General features: G+C 57.4%; 29 protein-coding genes and 1 tRNA gene. 14 read left to right on the top strand and 16 right to left on the bottom strand.

The window, feature by feature from the left end; all coding sequences use genetic code 11:
• The first annotated feature begins 111 nt into the window (after positions 1-111).
• The 6 genes from JMV15_RS20735 to JMV15_RS20710 all read left to right on the top strand — a co-directional run bounded on the left by JMV15_RS20735 (position 112) and on the right by JMV15_RS20710 (position 6,707).
• A complete protein-coding gene (locus JMV15_RS20735; RefSeq protein WP_014719860.1) occupies positions 112-828 on the top strand; it encodes a helix-turn-helix transcriptional regulator in 717 nt (238 codons plus the stop codon).
• A gap of 248 nt (positions 829-1,076) precedes the next feature.
• On the top strand, positions 1,077-2,141 hold the full coding sequence (locus JMV15_RS20730; RefSeq protein ID WP_014719859.1) for a fatty acid desaturase family protein: 1,065 nt from the start codon (positions 1,077-1,079) through the stop codon (positions 2,139-2,141).
• Positions 2,142-2,145: 4 nt separating this feature from the next.
• Positions 2,146-3,117, top strand: coding sequence for a proline dehydrogenase family protein (locus JMV15_RS20725; protein ID WP_014719858.1), 972 nt, complete (start codon positions 2,146-2,148; stop codon positions 3,115-3,117).
• 14 nt (positions 3,118-3,131) lie between these two features.
• On the top strand, positions 3,132-4,382 hold the full coding sequence (locus tag JMV15_RS20720) for an ATP-grasp domain-containing protein (RefSeq protein ID WP_014719857.1): 1,251 nt from the start codon (positions 3,132-3,134) through the stop codon (positions 4,380-4,382).
• On the top strand, positions 4,382-5,584 hold the full coding sequence (locus tag JMV15_RS20715) for an MFS transporter (protein ID WP_235991962.1): 1,203 nt from the start codon (positions 4,382-4,384) through the stop codon (positions 5,582-5,584). Before JMV15_RS20720 ends, JMV15_RS20715 begins: the two co-directional genes overlap by 1 nt.
• A gap of 1 nt (position 5,585) precedes the next feature.
• Complete coding sequence (locus JMV15_RS20710) at positions 5,586-6,707, top strand: aminotransferase class V-fold PLP-dependent enzyme (RefSeq protein ID WP_014719855.1); 1,122 nt, start codon at positions 5,586-5,588, stop codon at positions 6,705-6,707.
• A gap of 10 nt (positions 6,708-6,717) precedes the next feature.
• Here the strand turns inward: JMV15_RS20710 and JMV15_RS20705 are convergent, their stop codons facing one another.
• The 9 genes from JMV15_RS20705 to JMV15_RS20665 form a co-directional block, all read right to left on the bottom strand.
• Entirely contained in the window at positions 6,718-7,434 is a 717-nt protein-coding gene (locus JMV15_RS20705; RefSeq protein WP_014719854.1) for a hypothetical protein, read from the bottom strand.
• A gap of 98 nt (positions 7,435-7,532) precedes the next feature.
• Positions 7,533-7,787 (bottom strand): Txe/YoeB family addiction module toxin, encoded by a 255-nt coding sequence (locus JMV15_RS20700; RefSeq protein ID WP_014719853.1) that lies wholly within the window; start codon positions 7,785-7,787, stop codon positions 7,533-7,535.
• A complete protein-coding gene (locus JMV15_RS20695; protein WP_003194039.1) occupies positions 7,784-8,038 on the bottom strand; it encodes a type II toxin-antitoxin system Phd/YefM family antitoxin in 255 nt (84 codons plus the stop codon). Before JMV15_RS20695 ends, JMV15_RS20700 begins: the two co-directional genes overlap by 4 nt.
• A 144-nt stretch (positions 8,039-8,182) precedes the next feature.
• On the bottom strand, positions 8,183-9,436 hold the full coding sequence (locus JMV15_RS20690; protein WP_201491890.1) for a 2-aminoadipate transaminase: 1,254 nt from the start codon (positions 9,434-9,436) through the stop codon (positions 8,183-8,185).
• A 110-nt stretch (positions 9,437-9,546) separates the two neighbouring features.
• Positions 9,547-10,560: a sensor domain-containing diguanylate cyclase gene (locus tag JMV15_RS20685; RefSeq protein WP_137270799.1), complete on the bottom strand. Its 1,014-nt coding sequence runs from the start codon at positions 10,558-10,560 to the stop codon at positions 9,547-9,549.
• Between the two features lie 138 nt (positions 10,561-10,698).
• Positions 10,699-12,600: an alkaline phosphatase D family protein gene (locus JMV15_RS20680; protein WP_137270798.1), complete on the bottom strand. Its 1,902-nt coding sequence runs from the start codon at positions 12,598-12,600 to the stop codon at positions 10,699-10,701.
• A gap of 441 nt (positions 12,601-13,041) precedes the next feature.
• Positions 13,042-15,270, bottom strand: coding sequence for an ATP-binding protein (locus tag JMV15_RS20675; protein WP_014719849.1), 2,229 nt, complete (start codon positions 15,268-15,270; stop codon positions 13,042-13,044).
• Positions 15,267-15,881 (bottom strand): biliverdin-producing heme oxygenase, encoded by a 615-nt coding sequence (locus JMV15_RS20670; RefSeq protein WP_106110944.1) that lies wholly within the window; start codon positions 15,879-15,881, stop codon positions 15,267-15,269. Before JMV15_RS20670 ends, JMV15_RS20675 begins: the two co-directional genes overlap by 4 nt.
• Before the next feature lie 212 nt (positions 15,882-16,093).
• Positions 16,094-16,456, bottom strand: coding sequence for a response regulator (locus JMV15_RS20665; protein ID WP_003194033.1), 363 nt, complete (start codon positions 16,454-16,456; stop codon positions 16,094-16,096).
• Between the two features lie 164 nt (positions 16,457-16,620).
• Here JMV15_RS20665 and JMV15_RS20660 point away from each other — a divergent pair, with 164 nt between their 5' ends.
• The gene (locus JMV15_RS20660; protein WP_019817491.1) at positions 16,621-17,052 is read left to right on the top strand and encodes a bleomycin resistance protein; all 432 of its coding nucleotides are present in this window, start codon (positions 16,621-16,623) and stop codon (positions 17,050-17,052) included.
• A 30-nt stretch (positions 17,053-17,082) separates the two neighbouring features.
• Complete coding sequence (locus JMV15_RS20655) at positions 17,083-17,457, top strand: c-type cytochrome (RefSeq protein WP_019817492.1); 375 nt, start codon at positions 17,083-17,085, stop codon at positions 17,455-17,457.
• A gap of 20 nt (positions 17,458-17,477) precedes the next feature.
• Here JMV15_RS20655 and JMV15_RS20650 read toward each other — a convergent pair whose 3' ends face one another.
• Genes JMV15_RS20650 through JMV15_RS20640 form a run of 3 tightly spaced genes read right to left on the bottom strand, consistent with a single transcriptional unit; the run spans position 17,478 to position 19,240 of the window.
• Positions 17,478-17,762 carry a barstar family protein gene (locus JMV15_RS20650; RefSeq protein WP_019817493.1) on the bottom strand — a complete coding sequence of 95 codons (285 nt, stop codon included), beginning with the start codon at positions 17,760-17,762 and terminating at the stop codon, positions 17,478-17,480.
• 58 nt (positions 17,763-17,820) lie between these two features.
• Positions 17,821-18,078 carry a colicin E3-like toxin immunity protein gene (locus JMV15_RS20645; RefSeq protein ID WP_014719844.1) on the bottom strand — a complete coding sequence of 86 codons (258 nt, stop codon included), beginning with the start codon at positions 18,076-18,078 and terminating at the stop codon, positions 17,821-17,823.
• Positions 18,079-18,085: 7 nt separating this feature from the next.
• Entirely contained in the window at positions 18,086-19,240 is a 1,155-nt protein-coding gene (locus JMV15_RS20640; protein ID WP_201491889.1) for an S-type pyocin domain-containing protein, read from the bottom strand.
• A 194-nt stretch (positions 19,241-19,434) separates the two neighbouring features.
• Here JMV15_RS20640 and JMV15_RS20635 point away from each other — a divergent pair, with 194 nt between their 5' ends.
• The gene (locus JMV15_RS20635; RefSeq protein ID WP_137270796.1) at positions 19,435-19,905 is read left to right on the top strand and encodes a helix-turn-helix domain-containing protein; all 471 of its coding nucleotides are present in this window, start codon (positions 19,435-19,437) and stop codon (positions 19,903-19,905) included.
• Positions 19,902-20,477, top strand: coding sequence for a PIN domain-containing protein (locus JMV15_RS20630; protein WP_201491888.1), 576 nt, complete (start codon positions 19,902-19,904; stop codon positions 20,475-20,477). The genes JMV15_RS20635 and JMV15_RS20630 overlap by 4 nt, the downstream gene beginning before the upstream one ends.
• 80 nt (positions 20,478-20,557) lie before the next feature.
• Here JMV15_RS20630 and JMV15_RS20625 read toward each other — a convergent pair whose 3' ends face one another.
• Positions 20,558-20,929 (bottom strand): PH domain-containing protein, encoded by a 372-nt coding sequence (locus JMV15_RS20625; protein ID WP_014719840.1) that lies wholly within the window; start codon positions 20,927-20,929, stop codon positions 20,558-20,560.
• A 156-nt stretch (positions 20,930-21,085) separates the two neighbouring features.
• On the opposite strand from JMV15_RS20625, the gene JMV15_RS20620 reads away from it, so the two are divergent.
• On the top strand, positions 21,086-21,721 hold the full coding sequence (locus JMV15_RS20620) for a LysE family translocator (RefSeq protein WP_054922017.1): 636 nt from the start codon (positions 21,086-21,088) through the stop codon (positions 21,719-21,721).
• A gap of 8 nt (positions 21,722-21,729) precedes the next feature.
• Here the strand turns inward: JMV15_RS20620 and JMV15_RS20615 are convergent, their stop codons facing one another.
• Positions 21,730-22,422: an NBR1-Ig-like domain-containing protein gene (locus JMV15_RS20615; protein WP_020302004.1), complete on the bottom strand. Its 693-nt coding sequence runs from the start codon at positions 22,420-22,422 to the stop codon at positions 21,730-21,732.
• 225 nt (positions 22,423-22,647) lie between these two features.
• Between JMV15_RS20615 and JMV15_RS20610 the strand changes: the two genes are divergently transcribed.
• Together JMV15_RS20610 and JMV15_RS20605 are read left to right on the top strand one after the other, a co-directional pair.
• Positions 22,648-23,454, top strand: coding sequence for a 2OG-Fe(II) oxygenase family protein (locus JMV15_RS20610; protein WP_201491887.1), 807 nt, complete (start codon positions 22,648-22,650; stop codon positions 23,452-23,454).
• 26 nt (positions 23,455-23,480) lie between these two features.
• Complete coding sequence (locus JMV15_RS20605; protein WP_201491886.1) at positions 23,481-24,119, top strand: LysE/ArgO family amino acid transporter; 639 nt, start codon at positions 23,481-23,483, stop codon at positions 24,117-24,119.
• Here JMV15_RS20605 and JMV15_RS20600 read toward each other — a convergent pair.
• Together JMV15_RS20600 and JMV15_RS20595 are read right to left on the bottom strand one after the other, a co-directional pair.
• Positions 24,090-24,419 (bottom strand): hypothetical protein, encoded by a 330-nt coding sequence (locus JMV15_RS20600; protein WP_168426305.1) that lies wholly within the window; start codon positions 24,417-24,419, stop codon positions 24,090-24,092. The two genes, JMV15_RS20605 and JMV15_RS20600, sit on opposite strands and share 30 nt — an antisense overlap.
• A gap of 83 nt (positions 24,420-24,502) precedes the next feature.
• Positions 24,503-24,587 (bottom strand) — tRNA-Leu (locus JMV15_RS20595).
• A gap of 108 nt (positions 24,588-24,695) precedes the next feature.
• Between JMV15_RS20595 and queA the strand changes: the two genes are divergently transcribed.
• Positions 24,696-25,745 carry a tRNA preQ1(34) S-adenosylmethionine ribosyltransferase-isomerase QueA gene (gene queA / locus JMV15_RS20590; protein ID WP_003194027.1) on the top strand — a complete coding sequence of 350 codons (1,050 nt, stop codon included), beginning with the start codon at positions 24,696-24,698 and terminating at the stop codon, positions 25,743-25,745.
• The last annotated feature ends 5 nt before the right edge of the window (positions 25,746-25,750 follow it).

Below are 25,750 nucleotides of genomic sequence, written 5' to 3'. Positions count from 1 at the left end.
TTAGAGAAATTTCCTACGGAGTGGGTCGGCTCTGATCAGAAGCTTCCGGATTGAAGCACTTCCGTCAGATCGCTAGCTTCACCCCGTTGTCACTCATCAGGGATGATATTCATGCGAAGCGATGGTCAAGCCAATAACAACACGCTCATTCAGCCCGCTGATGTGCGTCAATTGCTCGATGCCGAGCTGAGTCGACGTGGCCTCGGGCATTTCGAGGTTTATCAATGCGGGCCGACGCTGGACGAAGCGGAAATCATCACCAATTACCCCGATGCGCTGGACCGCGGTGACGCGGCGGATGATTTTTACCAACGCGGTCATTTGTTGTCCTTGTCCAAGCGCCGCATAAAACCGTTTTTCTGGAGCGATGAAAACATCCTGGCCCCTGCGGCAGAAGCGGTGCCGGTGCCGGGGCCGTGTGCGCCTGTGGGCGAGGGCGCCAGTTTTATTGTGCATGGCAACCAGGGTTTTTATTCCATTCTCAACCTGTGCAGTTTCGGAGAGCATCAACAGTTTCGCGAAAGAGTGCTGGCCAACAAAAGCGAACTGCAGATGCTGCTGGTCTCGGTTTACGACGAGGCGCTGGAAAGTGGTGCAACCTCGCCTGCCCCTGTTGTACGCGAAACCGTGCTGACGCCTCGCGAAACAGAGGTATTGTCCTGGACCAGCCTGGGCAAGACCTATAACGAAATAGCGCTCTTGGTCTCCATGAGCCCGCGTACGGTAAAGTTTCATATGAAGAATATCTTCAGCAAGTTGAATGTCACCAACGGCAAGTCCGCAATCCGTAAAGCCTTGCAACTGGGCTACATCCGCGAACAGGCCTGATCCGCAGGCCCCCCTCGTAAAAATACCGCGCTCGCCGATGATTTTTCATCGGCGAGCGCGCGCGTGCGCGCGTGATTTGGCGCTACCTGTCTAAAAGGGCAGCTTGTTCACTGTTAAGCGGTGCTTTAGTTTTTTTGCAGCCGATGAGTCTAGCTCAGGCAAAAAAACAATAGGCGCAGCACTCAAAAAATCATCTTCGCCCTGCGCGGATCGAGTGCTGCAGCGCGCCGCTTAATTATGGAGTGATTATGCTGGTCGATAAAAACAAAGAACCTGCTAGCGAATACGCTGCCGGTATTTCCCGGGAAACATTCGGGATGCTTAAACACTTGTGTAAAAAAGATAACTATCACTGGGCCATCGCACTGGGTAAGGACTATGCAATTATTGCGTTTGCCATTTACCTGTCGTTGGGCATCAGCTATTGGTTCTACCCGGTTTCGCTGTTTCTAATCGGCACCACCCAACGTGCTTTGACTAACGTACTACATGAGTCAACCCACAAGGTGTTGGCAAAAAACCGTGCGATCAACTGGTTTGCCGGTACGTTTCTTTCTGGGTATCTGGTCTTCCACTTGTACCAGTCCTACAGCACTTCGCACATCAAGAACCACCACGTGCACTTGGGGCATCCAGAAAAAGACCCTGACTACAATTTCCATCTCAAGTGCGGCCTGTATGACCTTCAACAAAGCGAGCGCGAGTTCTTCTTGAAGAACGTCGTGATGGCGCTATCCGGCTACAGAACCCTTCAGTACATCAAGTATGTGGTCAAGGACCGTGTCCAGGGGCAAGACCCGCGCATCCGCAAGGAACGCATGATGATGTGGGCTTATTGGGCGGTAATTTTTGCTGTGGTCGCCTGGTTTGGGGTGGTCGCTGAATGGGTGTTGTTCTGGCTGGTGCCGCTGTTTACCACCGCCGTGGCCGTAGGCTGGATCATCGAGTTGGCCGAGCATTATCCGATGCCGGCGGTTGAGACCGACAAGTTGTTGCTGACCCGCAACCGTAAAGGCAATGTTTTGGAGAACTTCTTTTTCGGTCGCCACGACGACAATTACCACCTCGTGCACCACCTACATCCGTCCATTCCCCACTGGAATATGCGCAAGGCTCATAAGCTGCTGATGACTCACCCTGAGTACGCGCGCTGGGACAACCTGTGGGCCGGGATCTTTACCCGTGATCGGCAGAGCCGCCACAAGGAAACGTTGCTCAGTTACGCGTCCAAGTTCCGCGCTCACAAGATTGCCAACCACACCGACGATTCGAGTTTCGCACGTCGTATGCTCAACCAGTCCTACGGGGTTTAATGCCATGAACACGACCGACAACAGTCTGCTGGCAACCCTGGCCCTGAAGAAACTGGCGGCGAACAAAACCTATCGCGATTTGTTCCTGCAGAGCGAGACGCTGCGCGATTTCCTGCGGCCCGCCGCTCTTCGTTACATCATCTCCGAAGATCGCCTGGAGATGCTTGATAAGCTTGGGGCCCTGCTGGAGAAAGGCTATCGCACCGGTGTCGAGTTCGTTGGCGAGGAAGCGACGACATTAGCCGAGGTCACCACGGCTACCGATGAGTACCTGAAACTCATCGACTTGATTGCACAGCATCCCAAGCTTGAAGAACCCCCGCAGCTGGGGTTCGACCTGTCCAACGTCGGCACCATCATTTCCCGCGAACTGGCGATTGAGAACTGCTCGAAGATCCTCACCCATGCAGCCGATAAGGATATCGGTGTGATCATCAGTATGGAGCGTTCTCAATGGACGGATTCGATCCTCGATATCTTCCTGCAACTGAGCGGGGGCTTTCCCAACGTGGGTATCACCTTGCAGGCGCAATTGAATCGAACCCCGGATGACCTCGGGGCGGTCCTGGAAACTGGCTGCAAAGTACGCTTGGTCAAAGGCGTCTATGCTGAGCCTGCCGCGATTGCTTTACCGCGTGGCAATGCGCTCAACGAGCGTTACCTGGGGTTGCTGGACCGAATCAATGGCGGCCGTGGCCCGTTCGCTTTCGCGACCCAGGACCCACAGCTGGTTGAAGAAATCCTCACCAGCCGCATCGCCGACCGAGGCGAGCTGGAGATGCTTCACGGTGTGCGCCCTGAATTGATTCAGAAGGTGAAAAACCAGGGTCAGGTCAAGGCCCGCGTGTCGGCGGTGTATGGCATCAATTGGTACCTGCACCTGTTGCACCGTGTGGCTGAGTTTCCGCAGAACATTTTCCTGGCGCTGGATGACGTGGCTTCGCCACGGGCCTCTGAAACCGCCACTCATTACTGAAAAAGGACATTCTTATGAAGCAGTACGTCGCATTGGTGGATGTCTACTCGAGCGGTAATTTCCTGCCGCAATATTTTCGGGATGCGGGCTTCAGCCTGATCCATGTACAGAGTACCCCAGAGTTGATGCCGAGCATGCTCGGGCCGAATCTGTCGGAGTTCGAACACAATTTGGCGTTCAACGACAACGCTGAAGAGATCGTGCAACGCCTGCGCGAATTCAACGTAGTCGCCGTCATTGCTGGCCAGGAGCCAGGCGTGCCATTTGCCGACTACTTGAGCGAACAACTGCAGTTGTCCACTTCCAACGGCAGCGCGGGGTCACGTGCGCGCCGCGACAAGTTTGAGATGATCAATAAAGTCGCGGCCGCGGGCCTGTTGACCGCCCGCCAGATCAAATCCTCGGACCCCCAGCAACTGCTGGCTTGGGTAGAGGCCGGCCATGTGTTTCCGTGCGTGATCAAACCGCTGAGCTCGGCTTCGACAGACGGCGTCTCGATCTGCCACAACGTCGAGGACGTCAAGCGCGCCTGTGAGGAAGTCATATCCAACCTGGATATCTTCGGCCTGGCCAACACCGAAATTCTTTGCCAGTCCTACCTCAAGGGCCCGGAGTATATCGTCGATACCGTCAGCCGTGATGGGCAGGCCTACGTCTGTGGGATCTGGCGTTATGTGAAGCGTGAAATCAGTGGCGGCAAGAACATCTATGACCGTGACGTTCTGATTGCGCCGGACAGTGCCGAGGCCAACGTACTGGTCGATTACATCGTGCAGGCGCTCAAGGCGTTGGGTATCAATAACGGCCCAGCCCATTCGGAAGTGATCCTCACTGAAGCCGGCCCTGCGCTGGTAGAAGTCGGTGCTCGCTTGAACGGCAACATGGAGCCCCGATTCCACGACATCAGCCTGGGCGGCAACCAGGCGCAGCTCACCTATCTGGCGTACTGCGATGGTGAGGCGTTCAAGGCAAACTATGCCGGCAAGCGCTATCAAAAGCTCAAGGAAGCCTGTGTCATCAACACCGATACTACGCTGCAAGGTGAGGTCACTGGCTTCAACGACTCAGCTATCCAACTGATCGAGGCGCTGCCCTCGGTGCATAAGCTGAGCGTCAAATACAAGGCCGGCAAGTTGATGAAAAAGACCGTGGACCTGCTCAGCAGCCCTCTGCGGGTGTTTCTGGTATCGGAGAGCCAGCGCAGTATCGACGAGGATTACGAGCAGATTCGCCAGAACAAAGACCACGTCTATGTGATCCGCTGATGATGGGCACCTATCGCGCTTTACGTGGGCTCAATGCCCGCTTGCAGTTGCTGTTCCTGATCACCTTGGTGTTCCGCATGGGCACCATGGCGTTCCCTTTCTATGCGGCGTACCTGATTCATCAGCACGCCGTATCGGCGGGCACCGCAGGTTTGCTGGTGGGCGTGTATGGCGCGGGTGCGTTGTTTGTGGACTTGATCATCGGCGGGGTGATCAAGCGTTTTTCTGCCAATCGGGTGATCCTCGGTTCGTTACTGCTCAATGCGGTGCTGCTGCTGATCATTCCGTCGGTGGATAACACCGTGGTGTTGTTTGTGCTGTCGTTTCTATGGGGGGGCTGCTACGAAGCATTCACCCCCGCCACGTTCTCCGAAACAGTGGCTCACAGCAGTAGCGAATCGCGCAAAGTGGCGTTCTCCTGCAACCGCCTGGCGATCAACATCGGCATGGCAATCGGGCCGCTCTTGGGCAGCCTGATTTTCCTGAGTAACGCCGATGCGGTGTTCTACCTCAACGCAGCGTTGTCCCTTGTCGCCTTTATCGCCTGCCTGTGGTTTGGGCGTACGGTGCCGGTGACACAAGGGGCTGGCGTTGCCAGTAAAGGCAATGGGCTGCCGGAAAGCGCAATGCACGAGCGTTCGCGCTTGCTGGTGATTCTGCTGGCAGCGTTGCCGGTGCACATCGCCTATGCGCTGCCGCCAACGTTTCTGTCGGCCTACATCATCAACTACACCGAGTTGCCGGCCTACTACGTCGGCATCATCTTTTTTATCAATGCACTGCTGGTGATTCTATTCGAAGTACCGATTAACCAACGCATGTCGCACCTGTCGAGCAGTCGCTCACTGGTGGCGGGTTTCCTGATGGCCGGCGTAGGGTTTTTCCTGATGGGCTTCAGCCATATCGGTGCATTGTTGCTGGCCGCCACCGTGCTCTGGAGCCTGGGGGAGATGGTTGTGTTCCCCGGTATCACCCACTACGTCAGCAGTATCTCCAGCCGTCACACCGTTGACCGCAACCTCGGCTATTACTCGGCGGGGGTGAATATCGGCGTGATGATCACACCGCCGCTGGCGTTCATGCTGATGTCACAGCCATCCCTGCCTTCGCCGTGGCTGCTGGCGGCTACGGTATTGCTGTTGTTCGCAGTGGCAGTGGGCGTGATGAAAGGATCGGCTGTTTTGTGGAACAAGGAAGCATGAAATGAATAGGGTGCATTTGAACACCGCCGGTGCGGGCCTGATGTCGTCGGCCACGCTCAATGCTATACAGCGTTTTACCTCCATTGAAGCGCAGATAGGCAGCTATGAAGCCGAGCTTGCCTATGAAGAGTTGCTCAACGTCGACTTGTACCGAGTGATGGCCGGTCTGTTGAATGCTCAGCCTTCACAGATTGGTTTTTTCAGCAGTGCCACCGAAGCCTGGACCAGCATCCTCGGCAAACTGCAATTTCCCCGGGGCAAGCGGGTCTGGGTATCAACTTCTGAGTACGCGGCCAACCTGATCTTCTTCAACTACCTCAAGTTATCGAGTGACATTCGCGTCGAAGTGATCCCCACCACGGCCACCAGCCCGCTGGATCTGGAGTGGGTGCGGCGTCATTTGGACGATGATGTGTTCCTGGTCAGTGTGTCGCACCTGCCTTCGTGCTGTGGGGTGATCAATCCGGTGGAAGCGCTGGGCGCGTTGCTCAAGGACGCGAATGCGTTGTATGTGGTGGATGCCTGCCAGTCGTTGGGGCAGTTACCGCTGGATGTGCGGGATATCCATTGTGATTTGTTGACAGGTGCGGGCCGCAAGTTTCTCTGCGGGCCCCGTGGCAGTGGGGTTGCTTACGTGTCGCCACGCTTGCTTGGCCAATTGCAGCTCAATTTTGCCGACTTGCACGCCGCCAGCACCGATGGCCAGGTCAACCGGCTGGACGTGGCCAGTGCGCGGGTGCTGGAAATTGCTGAAAAAAGCCTCTCGGCTCAGGTGGGCATGCATACGGCGCTGCAGGAGTATGTGCAGGTCGGCGGCGGGCAGGTGAGTACAGAGCCCTATGCGCTGCTGGCGAAGGAATTGCGGCGCCTGCCGCAGTTGACGCTAATGTGCGACCAGTTCGAGCAGACTGGAATTGTCTCGTTTGTGCCGCACAACCTGCCGGCCAAGGCATTTGTCGGCCAAGCCCGCGAGCTGGGGCTCAACTTGTGGGCAGGCACCACCGCTCACACTCCGTTGTTGCTTAAGGACCTGGGCGTCACACACTTTGTGCGTGCCTCGGTGGGCCGGCATATCACTCTCGCCCAGGTCGAGCAGGCTCTGTTGACCCTGCGAAGTTTGTAGTGTTGGGCACTTACTGGGCGGCGATGGCGTAGCCGTCAAAGGCGCTTTGCTGTTGCAGCGCGGTCACGATGCTCTTGCGCGTGACCGGCTGCTCGGCGCCGCTGTTGTCGATGAAGGTTTCGCTCGCAAGCTCCGCCTCGCTGCCTTCGCCTACAAAGGTGAAGCCCAGGAACTCCAGTGCTTCGCGGTCCACATTGAGCTTGGAGCGCGGCGTGCGCAGCGGCAGGGTGACGCTGATGCCATCTTTGCTGATCACAAACACTTCGCTGTCTTTCTTGGCGCGTGCAGCTTTGCCCTTGCCGGCGCTCGGGTTGCTGATGGCCTGGTGCGACTGGTTAAGTACCTTGAGGGCCAGGCCATAGACCAGTTCCTGGAACTCGGGATCGTCCTTGAAGCTGGACAGGATGCGGCTGATCGAGAACTGACTGCTCAGGTGTTCCAGGGCGGCGTTGTCTGCGGCTTCGGCGTCTTTCAATTGCTTGAGCTGGCCCATCAGCTCATAGGCTTTGTCATCATCGAAGGCATCGTGGGCCTGGCGGATGGCAACGCGCAGCTCGCGGATCTGGTCGCTTTCCTTGGAGGTGTGAAACGCGTCCAGCACCATCTCGCTGATGATCTTGGCGGCTGGCACATGCTGTGAAAGATTGATGGCGTTTTCGTATTCGGCTTTGGCGTGCAGGGCGACTACGGATTCTTCGGCGGATTTTTCGGTGTAGGAATCAGACATTAAAATTTCACTGCGTAGTATGCGGAGAGACAAAAAACGTCGGGCATTTTCAGCGGGTGGGGGGATCAGGTCAAGGTGGCTGGGGCGTCAGAATAATTTCAGTAGTGGTAGCGGCACATCAATATTTGTACTTCATCATCCTCGATGCCATAAACCAAACGATGCTCCGCGGTGATTCGTCGAGACCAGAAACCACTCAGGTTATGTTTGAGGGGTTCAGGCTTCCCCACGCCGCCGAACGGGTCTCTTTGTATGGCCTTGATCAAGAGATTGATGCGCTTGAGCCCGGCTTTGTCGTTCTGTTGAAACCAGAGGTAGTCGTCCCAGCCTTCAGGGGTAAAGAGTATTTTCATTCTTCAATCAACCGCCTTGGCTTGGCTTTGCCTGCTCGTAAGCTGTTGACTGAGTTAATGAGACGTTCGGCATTTTTAGGCGAGCGCAGCAGGTAAGCCGTCTCTTCCAGAGCATTGAACTCTGATAACGAGATCATCACCACGGGCTCGCCTTTTTGTCGAGTCAGTAGAAGTGGGACGTGATCATCGTTGACGCGGTCCATCGTTTCGGACAGATGGGCTCGGGCGTTGGTGTAGTTGATAGTTTCCATGGGGACTCCTTGTTGGGTGGGGTTAACGTACAGAAATACGTACATATCCACAACGGGAATCTTATCAACGGTCATCCACCTCGCCCGGACTTCACGAACAAGCTCAACGACTGAGTGGAGCAGCGTCAAACCTGTTGATACATGTTACTCGTCCAGTTCTTCGAGGCACGCCTGGAGAATATCCAGACCTTCCTCCAACACCTCAGGCTCAATGGTCAGCGGGGCCAGCAAGCGCACGATGTGCCGCGACTTGCCGCTGGGCATCAGCAACAAGCCAGCCTCTCGCGCCAGCTCCAGCAGTTGCGCCAGTTGCTTGGGGGCGGGTGTGCCGTCGGCATGGGCCAGTTCAATGCCCCGCATCGCGCCGACACCGGTGAGGCGGCCCAGGTAGGGCGACAGTTGCTGTGCGCGCCAGGCTTCATAGCGGCCCACAATCGCGGCCGCCTGCGCGACGCCCCAGGCGTGCAGGTTTGTGTCGCTCATCACCTCAAGGGTCGCCAGCGCCGCCGCACAGGCGATGGGATTACCCGAGTAGGTACCGCCCAGGCCGCCTTTGGGCAGGTTGTCCATCAGCGCCTTGCGCCCGACCACCGCCCCCAGCGGCATGCCGCCGGCGATGCTTTTGCCGAGCAGCAGCAGGTCCGGCTCGATGCCCAGGCGCGAGAAGGCGAAACGCTGGCCGGTGCGACCAAAACCCGACTGGATTTCATCAATGATCAGCAGGATGTTGTGCTGGTCGCAGAAGCGCCGCAGCGCCTGGGCGAACTCAGTGTCCAGGGCGAGAAAACCGCCTTCGCCCTGTACCGGCTCGATGATGAAGCAGACCACATCGGTTACGTCGATCTCCACGCTGAACAGACGCTCCATGGCCTTCAGCGCTTCGGCGCAGGACACGCCGTTATCGGTACTGGGGTAGGGCAGGTGATACACAGGGCCGGGCAGTACACCGACCTTCTGCTTGTAGGGCGCGACCTTGCCGTTGAGGTTGAGGGTCGCCAGGGTGCGCCCGTGGAAGGCGCCGTCAAAGGCGATCACCGCCGTGCGCCCGGTGGCACCACGGGCGATCTTCAGGGCGTTTTCCGCCGCCTCGGCACCGCTATTGGTGAGCATGCCGCTGACGGGGTAGCTCACCGGGATAAAGGCGCAGAGGCGTTGCATCAACTCGATGTAGGGCGTATGCGGTGCGGCGTTGAACGCGTAATGGGTTAGCCGGGTGGCTTGCTCGCAAATGGCCGCCACCACGGCCGGGTGGCAATGGCCCAGGTTGAGTACGCCGATACCGCCGACAAAGTCGATGTAACGCTTGCCCGCCGTGTCCCAGACTTCGGCGTTTTTACCGTGGCTCAGGCTGATGGGGTGAACGATGGAAATCGACTGGCTGATGCTAGCGTGGCTCATGACTCGGAGACTCGGCAGTGGTGGGCGCAGCGCTATCTAAGCCGCGCGCCTGGCCTTGCCGCAAACGAAATAAAGTTGCCGGGTCATTCCACCTTGGAAGGAGCTGCGGCCTATTCCGACACCCCATCCTTGCCCGCCGCCTTGGATCGGTACAAGGCTTGATCGGCCCGCGCCATCAGCGCCGCCGGAGATTCCCCCATGCGCCGCTCTACTACGCCCAGGCTCAGGGTAACGTTCAACGCGCCCAAGGGGGCCGCCGCCTTGATTTTATGGCGAATCCTTTCGGCCAACTCTTTGGCCGTGTCCAGGCTGCTTTTGGGCAGCACCACCATAAACTCGTCGCCGCCCCAACGCGCCAGCAAGTCGCTTTTACGTACGCAGGCTTCCAGGTGTTCCACTACCCGTATCAGCGTCTGGTCGCCGACGCCGTGGCCGTATTGGTCATTGATCGGCTTGAAGTCATCGACATCCATGGCCACCAGTGCCAAGGGCAGGCGGAAGCGCTCGGCGCGGTCGCATTCCTCCAGCAGCACCTTTTCCAGGCGGTACCGATTGGCGATGCGCGTCAGGGCGTCCCGCTCGGCCAAAGAGCGGTTTTCGTCCAGTTGCAATTGCAGTTGCTGGTTGACGCGCGACAACTCGAGGGTGCGCTCCGTAACCAGTGCTTCCAGGGACTGGTTGCGCTTTTGCAACTGTTCGATGGAGCATTTGCGCGTATGAATATCGCGGTGTGCGCCGACCATGCGCGCCACGGAACCGTCGGGGTTGCGGGCAATGACGTAGCCGCGGTCCTCGATCCAGAGGTACGTACCGTCTTCTTTTCGGCAACGGTATTCGGCCCGGTAATGAGCGGCGCGTTGGCTGATGTAGTCATCGAACACCGCCATCACGCGAGGGTAATCCTCGGGGTGGATCACGTTCTCCCAGGTGAAGACGCTGTTTTCCAGGGAGTGGTGGGAGTAGCCAAGCATTTCGTACCAGCCGGGATTGCGGTAGACGAAGCCGGTATTGGCGTTCCAGTCCCAGATGCCATCACTGACCAGTTCCATGATGGCGTGCAACAGGTCGACGTTAAGGTCGGACACTTCATTGCGTAGCGGTTCTTTGCCGGATGTATCGTCCATCTGCGCGCTTCCTGCGGAGGGCTGGCGCCCAAGGCCAGTCATGGTTGACGCCGATACTCCGTGGCTGGCGCTACTGTACATCGGCGCTTGCGCGCTTTGAATAGGGCAGGTGTGCTGCTTATGACGAGTGGCGAAACGCTATTTTTCTGGCGCCATCATCTGTGTCCGAGGCCTTCCATCCGCGTTGTGCTGGTAAATGGCCTGCGGTTGGCCCTGCTCATTGAAAAACACCTGGCCAATGCCCGCCGAGTTCCACAACCGCTCACCCGCTTCGGCATGCTCTGGGATATAAGGCATCACCTGCATGGTGCGGCGGCGGGTAAACCAGTTGAGGGGCGAGCGCGGGGAGTAGAGCCAGCGGTTGAGGCGATCGAACCATTCCAGCAGGCGCGGCGGGAACTCGTTCTTGATGCCACTGCTGGTGATTTGCCAGATCTTGGGGCCGCCGTTGCGGTGGCGGATCAGCACTTGGTAGACAAACGAGTAATGCACGTCACCGGAAAGGATCACGTAGTTACCTGGCGTGCGTGAGTGGCGGAAGATATTCAAAATCACTTGGGCGGCGCCGCGGTGGGCCATCCAGTTCTCGGCGTCCACCAGCAGGGGAAAACCGCACCAGCTGAAGACCTTTTGCACCGTCTCGATCAGCTTGACGCCAAAGACCGGCGCGGCCGAGACGATGATGGCGGATGGATGGTCCAGCAGCGCTTGTTGCAGTTCGCTCAAGGCTTCCCAGTCCAGCAGGCCGGAAGGTTGCTTGAGGGTGAACTCGCTGCGCCAGCGTCGGGTGCGGGTGTCGAGTACCACCAGCGCCGGGGTGGTGGGCAATACGTAGTGCCACTGCTGGAATTTCAGCAAGGCCTCCAGCAACGCGTCTTGCGCCGTCGCCTCGAGATGATTGGCCTGTACCCGGCCGGTCAGTGCCTGGGTCTGGTCCAGCAGTTCGCCAAACACCTGGGGCTGGTTGCCCCAGCCCTGGCATAACAGATACGCCAGCAAGGCATTGCCGATGATGCGCTTGGAGAAGGGGTGGCCGTAGGCGGTTTCTTCCCACTGGGCGCTGAGGTTCCAATCGTCAGTGATGTCGTGATCGTCGAACATCATCAGCGTCGACAGGTGCGCGAACACCCGCGCTACCCCAGGCAGGCCGTCGCGGAACTGATCGATATGAACCTGTTCGCGGGCATAGCGTTGTTGTTCTTGCGCACTCAGCGGCGGCGGTTCTGGTGCGATCAGCGTCCAGGGTACCGGCGACCAGGCCAGCAGGTACATGGCGATCACTTCGGCAAAGGTCACCAGGTGATTATCGGCGGTGCTGCTGGTGAAGATGGGTTTCTTCACACCGCCGAAAAAGCGTTCGCGCAAGGTCTCGTTACTGTCCAGCGCAGGGAGCAGGTCGGCCCGGTGGTAATAGCTGGCGCGATGCCCATAAAGGCTGGCGCTGTCGCTCACCACCGCACCCTCTAGAAACTCATCGAACAGGCCCAGGCGCGCAATCAGCCCGTGAATGGCTCGCAGCATGGGCCCTGCGACGTCGTCGGCGTAGATCTGGTCGCCATTCATCATCAGCAAGGCTGGGCGTTCGAGCGGTGTGCGGGCGTCCCCCAACAGACGGTCGACACACAGCAAGCCTTCGTCGGCACGATGGTGGGGTTTGCGGCACGAGCCATGCACCAAGTGATGGATGCGGCTATGCAGCACGAAGCTTGGCGTAGTCGCGTCGCCATACAGCAAGTGCGGTGCCCATTGTGCAATGCCGAGGCCGTCGATCAACAGGTCGTAACCGATGATTTCATCCTGTGGCAGGGCGTGGCTCAGGGCTATGTCGATCAGGTGGATAACGGCATGGCGGCCGACGGGCACGACTTGGCAGTGCGTTGCATCGAGCGGGATATCCAGCGCCTCGCCCGAGGGTAATTGCAGCCGCAAGCACAGGGGCAGGGCACGACTGCCCACCAACCAGATAACCAGGCGCTGTGGTTCCAGGCGTCTTAGCAAGGGGCCGGCGATCACGGCAGGCAGGATTTCAGGTTGACCCATGAAGAATGCAGCTCATACCAAGTGGGACTGGAAAGGATAACGCAGAGGATGTCAGTGTTTTGTTAACGCAAGTGCAGCGCGTTGCGTTGCACTCGTTGCCGGTGACTCCTAACGGTTTAAAGCAGTTTGCCTCCTCCGAGAGAGGTCATACCCGAATCTTTGGGTTTTGGTCGCGTGTCCTGCCCCTGTGGGGGGCTGCCAATCGGCGAAGAGGTGGGGGCGGGATTGGCTGAAGGCTGGTTAGCTTTCATGCCTTGCTGGATGTTATAGCTCAAGCTGTCAAACGAATTGCCAATGATCATCGGTAAACCCCTTACTCAATTGGAGGACTGTTGTCGCACCAATACTCCCTTTGAGTGCGCACCGTTTCAGTGGCATTGGCCGGGTTGTTCGTTCCCGGCCAAAGGTATCCGCATGTTGGGTTTAGAAAATGGGCGCGTTTCAGGCAGGCTTTGGCACCGTAAACCTGAACTCACTACCGCACCCCAACTCACTTTCGGCCTCGATGCGCCCACCATGAGCCTGGACAATCCCCTGGGTGATATACAGCCCCAACCCGCTGCCGGTGGGGTTGTTTTCAGTCTGGGTCCAATAGCGATCGAACACATGGGGCAAATCGTCCGGTGCAATGCCTTCACCGGAGTCTCGCACCGAAAATACAATCTCCTCACCGTTGCTCATGGCGCTGATGCCGATGTTGCCTTGGCGTGGGGTGAACTTGATCGCATTGCCGATCAGGTTCGACAGCACCTGGAACAGGCGCTCCGGGTCGGCCTTGATCTGCAGGCCGGGCTCGACATTGAACGACAGGTCGATGCCTTTTTCCGAGGCCAGGGGGGCCAGCAACGAATACGCTTCTTCAAAGATCTGGCTGACGTCCAGCGCCACCGGCTTGACCACATAGCGCCCGGCCTCGATCTTCGAGGTGTCGAGCAAATCTTCCAGCAACACATTCATGCGCCCGGCGGCCTGTTGCATGGTGTCGATCGCGGAAGAGATACGGCGTGAGGTGTGTGGACCATCGGAGCTGAAGGCTTTTTGCATCATGCCGCAGAGCATGGAGATGACGGTCATGGGGTTGCGCAGGTCGTGGGAAACCACCGCGACCAGCTCGTCCCGCGCACGCACCGCTTGTTGCTCGCGCAGCACTTGGCGGGACAGGTCGTTCTCCAGGGCCGAGCGGCGCAAATCGTTGGCGGCAAACAGGTCGCCATGGCTCCATTTGGTGGAGATGCCGGCCATCTCCACCTTCCAGATTTCAAACGAGGTGCGTGGGCGAAGGCGCATGCCCGCGTCGCAGGTTTCCAGATTCAGCGGCTTCTGCGGGTCGCCACTCCAGTGGATGTTCTCTTTGACTTCCGGGCGAAACCACAACACACCGTTATCCACAGGCTTGGGCAAGCTCATGGCGAGCACGCCGCTGGCCACGCTCTGGAACTCAGCGGCAGGCGGGTAAACCGAGGCCAGGTTATGGCTGGAAAATACCGGTTCACCGTTGGCCTGCAACCACTTGTGCAGCGCGCGTATCTGCGCCGGTTCCGGGCAATTGCCGTAGCGGTGCAGTTGTTTATCTTCGATGATCGCCACGCCGCCGGAGAGGGTCAGGTCCATCAGCATTCGGCCTTGTTGGGCCAGGCCGTCGAAGACGTTATTGGCAGAGGCTTTCATCGCCAGGTCCAGCAGCGCCAGCGCTTGGACTTTCTCGTCGCGCTGGCGGGTCAGCTCCAGGGCCTCCATGGCACTGATCTGCAATGACAGCACCTGGCCGATGGTCTGGCAGGCCATGCGCAGGTCATTAGGTACCAGCAGCGGCTCACGGTTGCCGCAGCTGATCAGGCCCCAGAGTTTGTCGCCCTTCATCAACGAAATACTCATGGACGACAACACGCCCATGTTCTGCATGTACTGGCAGTGAATCGGCGACACGCTGCGCAGGGTGGCGAAGCTCAGGTCCAGGGGCTGCCCGGTGTCCGGGCGCAATTTGGGCACCAGCGGTACCGGTTCGTAGGACGCATTCGGGATGATCCGTAGCCAGTTGGTGCGATACAGCTCCCGAGCCTGCTCGGGGATGTCGGACGCGGGGAAGAACAGCCCGTTGAACAATTCCATTGACGGCGCCGAGGCCTCCGCGATCACCTGGCCATGGCCTTCCTCTTCGAAGCGATAGATGAGCACCCGGTCATAACCGGTCATGGCCTGGATTTCGTTGACGGTGATGGCGTAGAGCGCCTCCAAGGTCTTTGCCGATTGCAGGCGGTGCAGCATCTTGCCCAGATCGCTGGTGCGGCCATTGTGCGCTCGGGGTTTGAAATCCTTGAGCCGTGGTTCGAATTCCAGCACTAACACGCCCTGGTGGCGATGCAACAGGCCTTCGAACTGCTCACCCTTGAAGGTGATCAGCAGGGGCGGCGAGTCCAGGAATGCGCTGTCCTCGGCCATGGTTCGCACGGCCTGGGCGTACTCCTCGCCAATCAATCTGTGCAACGGTTGATCCAACAGCGCCTCGGGGGCGTGGCCGAACAACGTACCGACGTTGGCACTTACCTGAATAATGTTCAGGCCAGGTTCCGACAAAGTCAGCAGCACGCCGTGGGGCTGGATGGCCCCCGGAAAACGAATGGGTTCGTCGGCGCAGTTGGCAAGCAGCTCTTCAAAATCTTCGGGTTTCATAGCAATACCTCCTGGCTGTCGAGCCATTGCTCAAAGCCGCTGAATGTCGAACGGGCCGCCATCACCGCGCGCGCGGCGGCATCTGTATCCAGTGGCTGGCGGCTCAGATAATCGAGGAAATCTTTCCAGCGCCGTCCGGTCTCGGCGCCGTATACATTGAGAAAGGCACCGCCGTTGTCGGCGTTCACATCCAGGCGCAGGGCCATTTCCCGGCGCAGCACTTGGCCACCCAGGGTGGCGCCTTCCAGCACATACAGGGCGCCGAGACACGCAGCCGGCGTGTCTAATACGGGGAGTTGGGCACAGCGAGGCAGGGCATGGATGGCGTGGTCAGTCAGGCCGAGTGCGTCCAGGTCATGGACCAGTGTTGGCGTTTTCACACGCAACACAGGCTCATATCCATCGGGAATCAAACCGCTGTCATACAGCGCCGCTTCCATCGGCTGATAAAAGCCGTAGTACGCTTGCAGCAGGCGCCGATACCACTGGGCATCCAGGCGCTCGGAAAAAAACGGCAGGCGCTGTTCCAACGCCACATGCAGCAGGCCCGTGCCCGTGCGCAACGTTTCCAACAAGGAGGGCGCACTAACGTCATGGGCCTGTGAATGCATTCAATGAGCTCGAACTGTGGGCCTGTCGGCCATGAATGACGCGTGAAAATGGGCGACGATTCTACACAACTCATTGTCGTCAGCTGAACGCAGAAGCGAAAAGGCTGACCAGTGGATCAGAAAAGTCGCTCCCTGCACCTTACATGACCGCAGAACTGGCCCTCAAGTTCGGTTGAAATGATATCGCGCTGCTATCAACGCAGGGGCAGGCCCTAGTGCGTCAATGCTGTCTGCACGCACTCAAGCAAGTGGTCGGTACTCCAGGGCTTGGGCAGAAACCGCACGGAACTGCCCAACTCGGCGGCGATTTTCGTATTACCTGAGGTCAGCACTACTTGTACTTCAGGCCAGCGGTGGGCGACCACACGGCTCAAGTCATAACCATTGAGCAAGCCGGGCATTTGAATATCACTGACAATCAAATCCACCGGGTCATCGCCGCGCTCCAGGTAAATCATCCCTTCGTCTGCCGATGCAAACGATGTCACCACCGCACCAAAGTCTTCCAGCACATCTACCATCAACGCCCGAATGATCTCGTCGTCTTCCAATACCAAAATCGATGGCTGAGCCATGATCCTTACTCCACCATCAGGGGGTTCAGTAAGGTGGAGTGGACGGTGGCCGGATAGGTTCGATTGGATGTTTTTTAATCGATGGGTGGTCGTTTGACTGCTTGTGAGCCATGGGCACGACAATCCGTTAAGGTGAACGCCACCCCGCCGTCCCAAGGAATGCCATGTTTAACCGTAACCCGCTCGTGCCGGAACTGATCGTCACTCGCCTCAGTGTCAGCCTGGCGTTCTGGGTAGAACAGTTAGGCTTCACCATCGCCTACCAGCGCGCTGAAGAAGGCTTTGCCTACCTCGACCTGCACGGCGCGCAAATCATGCTCGAACAATACGACCCCGACGCCGGCCAGTGGCTGACCGCACCGTTGCAGCCACCGTTCGGGCGCGGCATCAACCTGCAAATCGATGTGCCCGCCGTGGCGCCTATCCTGCAACGGTTGGCGCACATTGGCTGGCCATTGTTCCGCGATGTTGAAGATGCCTGGTACCGAGCCGGTGACGTGGAGGCCGGGCAGCGCCAGTTCATCGTGCAAGACCCGGACGGTTATCTGGTGCGTCTGGTGCAGCGGCTGGGAGAAAGGCCGGTCGAACAGGCATAATCCACGGCAACAGCCGATAGGGATACGTGAATGAAGTATGTGTTATTGACCCTCGTCCTGACCGTTATCGCCGCACCAGCGTTCGCTGCGGGCGACGCCGACGCGGGCGGCAAACTCTTCACCAAGACCTGCGGTGGCTGCCACAGCATTGGTGAAGGCGCGCGGGGTGGTTTTGGCCCGGAACTGAACGGCATCATTGGCCGGCCTGCCGGTACTACCACGGACTATCAGTATTCGGATGCGATGAAGAACTCAGGCGTGGTGTGGACACGGGAAAAACTGGCGGCCTACATTGAAGATCCGAAGTCGGTGGTGAGTGGCACGCGGATGATCTTCTGGGGGATCAGTGACCAAGAGAAGATTGAAAATATCCTGGCGTACTTAGCGACATTCCAGCCCAAGTGAGGCGCCCAGGCTGACGGGCATCAGTAGCGAACCCGCGACGCAAGGTCAGGGTAATGGGTCGCGAGCTCAGCCAAGCACTGCCGCAGCATCTTGGCATCGTGAGGTAGGCACTCTGAAAAAATATCCCAACCAGAAAACTCAAGCGTCTCGGGCATTTCTACCAAGCCGGTGATGGCGTCCCAAAAAGCATCCCAGTTCTGGCCATACCAGGTGGGGAAGTTGAGTGAAGTGCCCAGCGTGGCGTGAAGCTCTTTGGGGTTCTGAATGCGGGTCAGGTCTATTTTTATGATGGATGTTCGGGTCACTTGTGCACCATTTGCTTTTTCATCTACTACAGCTCAGGCTGAATTCTTTGAGTCTGCATTACTCGTTTGCAACTTCGTAATCAAATGCGATGAAGTAGTCACTTTCTGAAAGAGCAATTTCATGAAAAAAGTGTGGCTGTATCACTGATAGCCATTCCCTGCGCAATTCAAACATGCCGTTATTGACGTCCACTGCGCTCAACAACCCGAGCGTGGAAATCACCGAGTAGTCATCTCCGCAGTCCGCTGAACTCTCCGTTCCGTTTAGCCTCTCTGTAGTTCTGTCGAACCATTCCAACCTTATTTTTAGTCCCATGTAGCCCTCACAGATATTTTTTGATGTTTCGTTTTCTGATTGGCCCTTTTAGCTGCTCGCCGCTTATGTGGTTGAACGCACCTATATGGCTCCCATCACTCGCTAGATAAACCTCCAGCTCTCCGTGCTGAGAGTCCCATTCATAGATCTTCCGACCTTTTTCCTCAATCCAGCGTTCTCTCAGCCCGGCGCCTCCTTGTCTGGGAGTCTTGGGTTTTGCTTTTATCAGTTTTTCAAAGCCAGTTATTTGTTCAGTGTCAGGCGCTTTGTGGTACTTGTGATCCCCAGACTTGGCACCTACCACCACATACAGCGGCCGAACCCCCGACCCCGCCGGAAACACCAGAATAAAATCCCGATAGGCCGGTGGGTAAATAGGGTTAACCAGAATCTGCGCCGCCGTCTCAGTCGGTGGGTAGATCCAGATCACGGGTGCGTGCGGCGCAGCCTCCAATGCCGGAACACCTAAGGTGTCATTTGGATCAACGGAGGGCGTCCAGATCAGCTCTACGCCATTATTCAAATCTGCTATTAACTGGCCGCTGCGGTTTTGAAACTGCACCACGTCAATCATCTGCCAATCGGCATTGTTACCTGTGTAAAACCCATACCCCTTAAGCGTGCCGTCGTCGCGTTGCTCGATATGCAGCCGCATTTGCGAACGCGCTCGTTGCAGCGAACGCAACTGTTCCTCGTTGTAGAGCGCGCTATCATTTAGATCCGACGGCCAAGCCAGCGCTACCAATCCTGTCAACAGGCTACCAGCGACGGATGCGCTGACTGTCGCCGCCGACTCCAAAAACGCTGAACGCAATGCCAACTGCCCTAAGCCGGCTGGCAGTGCGCTGCCACTGATCTTGCGCAAGGCAACCGCGCCCCGGGCGTCCACTTCGCGCCCGCCCAACAGACTTACATGGCCGTACTCCTTGATCAGTTCCAGTGGGACAAAACCGGTGGGGCTCGAGTAATGAGCGATACCGTCAGGCAGTTGGCATGGTTTTATGAAAACGCAGCTTGGAGGTTGGGCTGGTGTAGGTGGCTGGGCAGGGGATGGCTCGAAAAAATCGATAGTAGGCGAATACGGCACACGCGACGGTTGCCGGGTGAGGATTCGTCGCTTGAGTAACGCTTGTTCGGTGGGTGGATAAAAGCGTTCTGACATGACCGATTCACTTCCTTGTGCGAGGGAGTGAGCCTATGAGGGGGAGTCAGAAACCGATATCAGCTCAATTTGTCAGTTGATGTGGGAAAAGTTGACTGGTACGTGAGTCGCCAGCATTGTTTCGAATATTGCGATTTTCGTTTGTTTCGTTTAGCGTTGACCTCAACTGAATTGCGTAAGGCCGGAGTTGCATCATGACCATCAACAATCTTCCCAAAACGATCCTTCCGCTGGAAAAAGAAGTCGAGGCGGCAGTGCAAGGTCAGCGTGAATTAGCGTCCCTATTGTCGACCAAATTTGAAACCCAGCGCATCGATATCTTCGACAAAGAAGACAAGCCACACAGGCTTGTCCTACCAACCTCCGCACTGCGTCTGCTGGTCGATATTCTGGGCGAATTGGCGCTGGGCAATGCCGTCAAGGTAGTGCCGGTTCATGCCGAGTTGACCTCGCAGGAGGCTGCCGACCTGCTTAATGTGTCACGCCCGCATTTGGTCAAGATGCTGGAGGAAGGAGCCATCCCCTTTACAAAAACGGGCCGACATCGGCGAGTCCGTTTTTCGGATTTGATGGCGTTCAAGCAACGGCGTGACGAGCAAAGCCAAGAGGCAATGAAAGCGCTGGTTCAACAGGCCCAAGAGTTGGGAATGGGGTATGACGGATGAGGTGTTCGCCCTTTACTGCGGTGTACGATGCTTGTGTTCTCTATCCTGCGGCACTTAGGGACTTACTCATGTGGCTTGGTTTGTCTGGTTTGTATCGAGCGCGATGGACTGGCCAGATTCAGGATGAGTGGAAGCGCAACGTACTTAAGAACCGACCCGATCTTACGGCGGCTCAGGTGGACTGCACGTCGGCGCTAATGGACATTGCTATACCTGACGCGTTGGTGACGAGATATGAGGATCTGTGTTCGAGTTTGGATTTACCAGACCCGGATGACCGGCATGTGTTGGCGGCGGCAATTCGGAGTAAAGCTGAGGTCATCGTGACCTTCAATTTGAAAGACTTTCCACCTCATATATTGGCTGCCTATGACATTGAACCGATGCATCCGGATGACTTTATTTCGGATCTCTGGGATTTGGATCAGGCGGCAGTGTGGGGAGCGGCGCAGAAGCAGAGGAGGGCGTTGAAGAAGCCCGCGATGGAGGCGGGAAGTTATCTTGAGATGTTGATGCGGCAGGGCTTGGTGCAGACTAGCAAGGCAATGGGACCCTATGAAATGATGCTGTGAGCAGGATGAGCCCGGTGTACGTCAGCTGAACCGCAATAAAAAAGACCTTGAAACACCAAGGTCTTTTGGGTGCCTGCGGATCAACTCAGCAGATGCTTGGAAATCAGCCGGGAGATTTCCACGATCGAAGTCTTGCCAGTGAATTCGAATTTCACCTTCCCCAACGACGAAAAATAAATCTCCAACTCCGAATCCAAGTCAAACGTCCCGGACGTTTCCACCGAGTACGCCACGATGTTTTTGTACGGCAATGAGGTGAAGTCCTTCTTGCTGCCGGTAATCCCTTGCACGTTCACCGCGATGATGCGTTTGGTGGTGAACACGACGCCGTCGCGCATGGCCTTGTACGCGTCGACCACTTCTTCGCCGTCCAGCAGCAGGGCCGCTACGCGTTCGGCGTATTCGTTGTTTTGCTTGAGCTTGAAGAAACCTTTGTTGTTGAAGTCGATCATGTGCCTGTCCTGGGTAAGTGGTGCCGTCGGTGTATGACGTTTTGCCTGCGGATCTGTATCTAACGCCCTGGCCTGCAAGCCCCTAGCATGACGCTCAACACGACCGCGTCGGCGAAGGATTTCACGCTGGCAGCCTAAAAAACCAGGAGCCAATCCATGCCTGATATGTCCAGCTTGCTCGCCTACGGCCTGATTTCACTCGGCATGGTACTGACTCCCGGGCCGAACATGATCTACCTGATTTCCCGCTCCATCTGCCAGGGGCGCACGGCCGGGTTGATTTCCCTGGGCGGGGTGGCGCTGGGGTTTGTGGTGTACATGGTGTGCGCGGCGCTGGGTATCACGGCGTTGGTGATGGCTGTGCCGTTTGCCTACGACGCGCTGCGGCTCGGCGGGGCGTTGTATCTGGTGTATCTGGCCTGGCAGGCGGTCAAGCCGGGTGGGCGCTCGCCATTCCAGGTGCGCGACTTGCCCAAGGACAGCCCGCGCAAGTTGGTGACCATGGGCTTGGTCACCAACTTGCTCAATCCCAAAGTGGCGGTGATGTATTTGTCGTTGCTGCCCCAGTTCATCGACCCGAACGGTCATGGCAGTGTGCTGGTGCAATCCCTGGCGCTGGGCTCCCTGCAGATTCTTATCAGCGTGAGCGTCAACGCGGTGATTGCCTGCATGGCGGGTTCCATCGCGGTGTTCTTCGTCACCCGGCCTGGTTGGCAGGTGCTGCAGCGCTGGCTGATGGGGTCGGTGTTGATGGGTTTGGCGGTGCGGATGGCGGTAGAGGGGCGCAAGTAAGGCTGCTTTCAGCGCGCCATGACGTTGACAATCACATGCAGGATGAATGCTGGCCCGTAGCAAGGCTGCCCATGTTCATCTTCGATACGCCAGATTGAGGTGACGGTACTGGTCTCCCTCGGGGCTCCGAACTCCACGGTGATATGCACTGGCTGGCCGGGCAAAGTATCTGCTATCGGAATATCGTTATTCAGGCTTCGCAGATGGCTATCCATCACCACTTCCAATGGCTCCCCCGAAGCGGTTCGACGGGCGATCACGTACTCACCGTCCACTCTCACCAATCGCCGCCCGCGCCAGGGGCGAATCCCGAGGTTCTGGATCTCCCAGGTTTTCTGAAAGGTTTCACCGGGCAGCACTACGGTCTGGTCAGGCGTGGTCACGTCTGCATTGAATACGGCAATGTCAGATGGGTCGTGCAAGCCAATGGCCCGGTTGGTGATAGCCATTGAGTAAGCATCAGTTGGAGCACCGGTCAGGTCGGCAAAGTAGCGAAACAGCAGCAGCGGGGAGACACGTAGCGCTTTGGCTAATTTGATCAGGGTACGTACGGACGGATCTTTTGAAGCACCGTCCGCCAATGCATAAAGGTAGGTTCTGGAGATGCCAGCCTCCTTAGCCAGGTTAGTCAGGGGTTTTCCCAGTTCTCGGCTGCGTCGTACAACAAGCGCTCGAAGAGTATCGCCAGTTTTGATGCTCATATTTTGCAAACCCGTTTCCAGTGGAAGTCGTCATCTTGTAAGCCAAAAAGGACAACCTGCCCGCCGTCACGGTTACATAGCGATTCAGACTTTGGTCTTGCTGGCGACGTTGTGAAAGACATGGATAGGTCCCGGTTTGGTTGGCATATCCAGTGTCGCGGTTTCTCACATGCTTGCGAACCTTGTGTGTGTTGCATTCCTTTACATCTATCTGTGGATATAGCTATGAGTCCAATGAAAGCGTGCTGTGAATCCAGTGCCCGATCAGGCTTTGGCATCCTGCAAATTCCTGATGCGATGTTGCAGGACTACAAAAAGATCATTGATGGCTATTCGGCCATTCCCCAGGCCATCAAGGATGAGTTTTCCTTTGCCCAGGACACGGATGGTTTTTTCCCTTTTGGCGCCGAGTACTCCCTTGCCGAGGAGCACCCGGACCTGTGCGAGCGGTTTTGTTACTGGCCCGCGCACGCTTCAAAAAGAACCGCTTTCGAATTCACCCGAAGTACTTTCGTTGTCGCAGTCGGCAGTTTTGAACGACAGATGAGCGAGTTGGCCCAGGGAGTTATGGATGGCATTTGCGAGGAATTTGGCGTTGCCCCCTTGGCCCCCTTTCGCGCGGCATCGTACATCCAGCTGTGTGTCTATGGTCCACAGGCGAAAGACCATTCTCGTCAATATGCCCAGGATCCTCATGAAGACGGGCATATGCTTTCGTTTATCAAGCCTACCCGCGAAGGGCTGGTTTTGATGAAAGGACGATCGTTGGAGCCGGTACGCCTTCTGGAGAACGAGGTCGCGGTGCTGGCGGGTTCCTTGCTGACAGAGCTCTCCGATCATGCCGTGCCTGCCGCCTACCATGCTGTACTTGCGCCCAGCAAACCGGTCGCCAGAAGCTCATTGATCTACTTTGCAAATCCCAATCCGGATCAGTTGCTGACGACCTTTTACCGCCAGAAATCCATTGACCTGGGCAGTACTGTGAATGCTCGTCATACCGGTTTCGGTAATCAACCGATTCAACTGCGCTAAATAGTCCTGGAGGGCTCGAACAGTCCATGTTTCCTCACTTCAATGTCCTTTACATCGAAGGTTTGCTCTTGGGTATCGGACTGTTCGCCGCCCCTGGCCCGAAAGACACCTTGGTGATCCGCCAAGGTGTCGGTCGCGGGCCGATCTGGGGCGTTGTCGCTATTTGCGTAATGGCCGATATTTTCCTGATCGCTTTCGGGGTCACGGGTTTAGGTTCGTTGTTGGGAAGCCGGCCTGAGGTGATGGCACTATTGCTGTTGTCCGGCGCTGCGTATCTGCTTTGGTTTGGTGGCCAACGTCTGTTGGCCTGCATCCGGGATCAGTCCATGCCGGACGCTCAAGGCGGCAACTCGCAAAGAGGGCTGTTGCGCTCGGCGGTCATACTCGGCTTTGCCAACCCTTACGCCTGGCTCGATACCGTGGTGTTGATTGGTTCCATCGGTGCCACGAAACCTGCGGGCCAACAGGCGCTGTTCGCGACAGGCGCCATGACGGCATCACTCGTGTGGTTCGTGGTGTTGGCGCTGTGCTGTCAGCGATTGACGGTATTGTTTCGCAAGCCTGCGGTCTGGCGCTGGCTGGATGCAGGGGTGGCGGTGTTGATGGTTTACCTGGCCGTTACCCTGATTACCGATTCATTGCACATCTTTCAGATAGCTCTTTAGTACGGTCAGCGGGCAGGTCAACTCATCAAGACGAGCGATGTTTTGCACATCGGTGGATAGCCTTTGCAATTCACGCCCGAGAACGCTGTCCGCTCCACCCAATGCAATCAACGCCTGGGTGATGCACTCATCGAGCTTCAACTGGATCTCGGCCAGGTTTCCCTGGCGCACCAACAACCCAAACACCTCGCGATCATAGCCTTCCATCACGGGATCATCGCGCAGCAACGGGCTGCCGTGGTCAGTCTCATACACCAACTTCAGCGCGAACAACGCAACCGCTTCAAGCGTCAACTCCATGGTCCCGCTCCCTCCACTGCCACGCCTGGCACTTTTTTGCAGGCGAAAAAAAAGACCTTGAATTTCAAGGTCTTTCTTTAAGATGGTGCCCCGAGGGAGACTCGAACTCCCACTCCTTTCGAAAACGGATTTTGAATCCGCCGCGTCTACCAATTCCGCCATCAGGGCTCAATGGCGGCGAAGTATAGAGATGAGATTACCGTTGGTCAATCACGTTTCATGGTCTATTTTCACTATTTCCGCTAGACTTCCCGGCCCTGCTAGACGAACCCCATCATGCGCGTTGCTGACTTTACTTTTGAGCTCCCTGATTCGCTGATCGCTCGCCACCCTTTGGCCGAGCGTCGCGCCAGTCGACTGCTGACCCTGGACGGGCCCAGCGGTGCCCTCGCACACCGTCAATTCACTGATTTGCTTGAGCATTTGCGCCCAGGCGATTTGATGGTTTTCAACAATACCCGGGTGATTCCGGCGCGGCTGTTTGGCCAGAAAGCGTCCGGCGGCAAGCTGGAAATCCTGGTGGAGCGGGTGCTGGACAGCCACCGCGTGCTGGCCCATGTGCGCTCCAGCAAGTCGCCCAAACCGGGGTCGAGCATCTTGATCGAGGGCGGTGGCGAAGCCGAGATGGTGGCGCGCCACGATGCCTTGTTCGAGCTCAAGTTTGCCGAAGAAGTGTTGCCGCTGTTGGAGCGCGTCGGCCATATGCCGTTGCCTCCTTATATAGACCGCCCCGACGAAGACGCGGACCGCGAGCGCTATCAGACCGTGTACTCACAGCGCCTCGGCGCCGTCGCCGCACCGACTGCCGGGCTGCATTTCGACCAGCCACTGCTGGATGCGATTGCCGCCAAGGGCGTCGACACCGCCTATGTAACCCTGCACGTGGGGGCCGGGACGTTTCAGCCGGTGCGTGTGGATAACATCGAAGACCACCATATGCACAGCGAATGGCTGGAGGTCAGCCAGGACGTGGTGGATGCGGTGGCGGCGTGCAAGGCGCGTGGCGGTCGAGTGGTTGCCGTGGGCACCACCAGTGTGCGTTCGCTGGAGAGTGCAGCGCGTGATGGCGTGCTCAAGCCGTTCAGTGGCGACACCGATATTTTCATTTTTCCAGGGCGACCCTTTCATGTGGTCGATTGCCTGGTCACCAACTTCCATTTGCCCGAATCCACGCTGTTGATGCTGGTGTCGGCGTTTGCCGGTTACCCGGAAACCATGGCTGCCTACCAGGCCGCCATCGCTAACGAGTACCGTTTTTTCAGCTACGGTGATGCGATGTTTATCACCCGTAACCCGGCGCCGCGCGGCCCTGAGGACAACTTATGAGTCGT

It is taken from the genome of Pseudomonas paracarnis, assembly GCF_904063055.1.
GTDB lineage: Bacteria > Pseudomonadota > Gammaproteobacteria > Pseudomonadales > Pseudomonadaceae > Aquipseudomonas > Aquipseudomonas paracarnis.
This window is presented reverse-complemented; position numbering and strand designations above follow the sequence as displayed.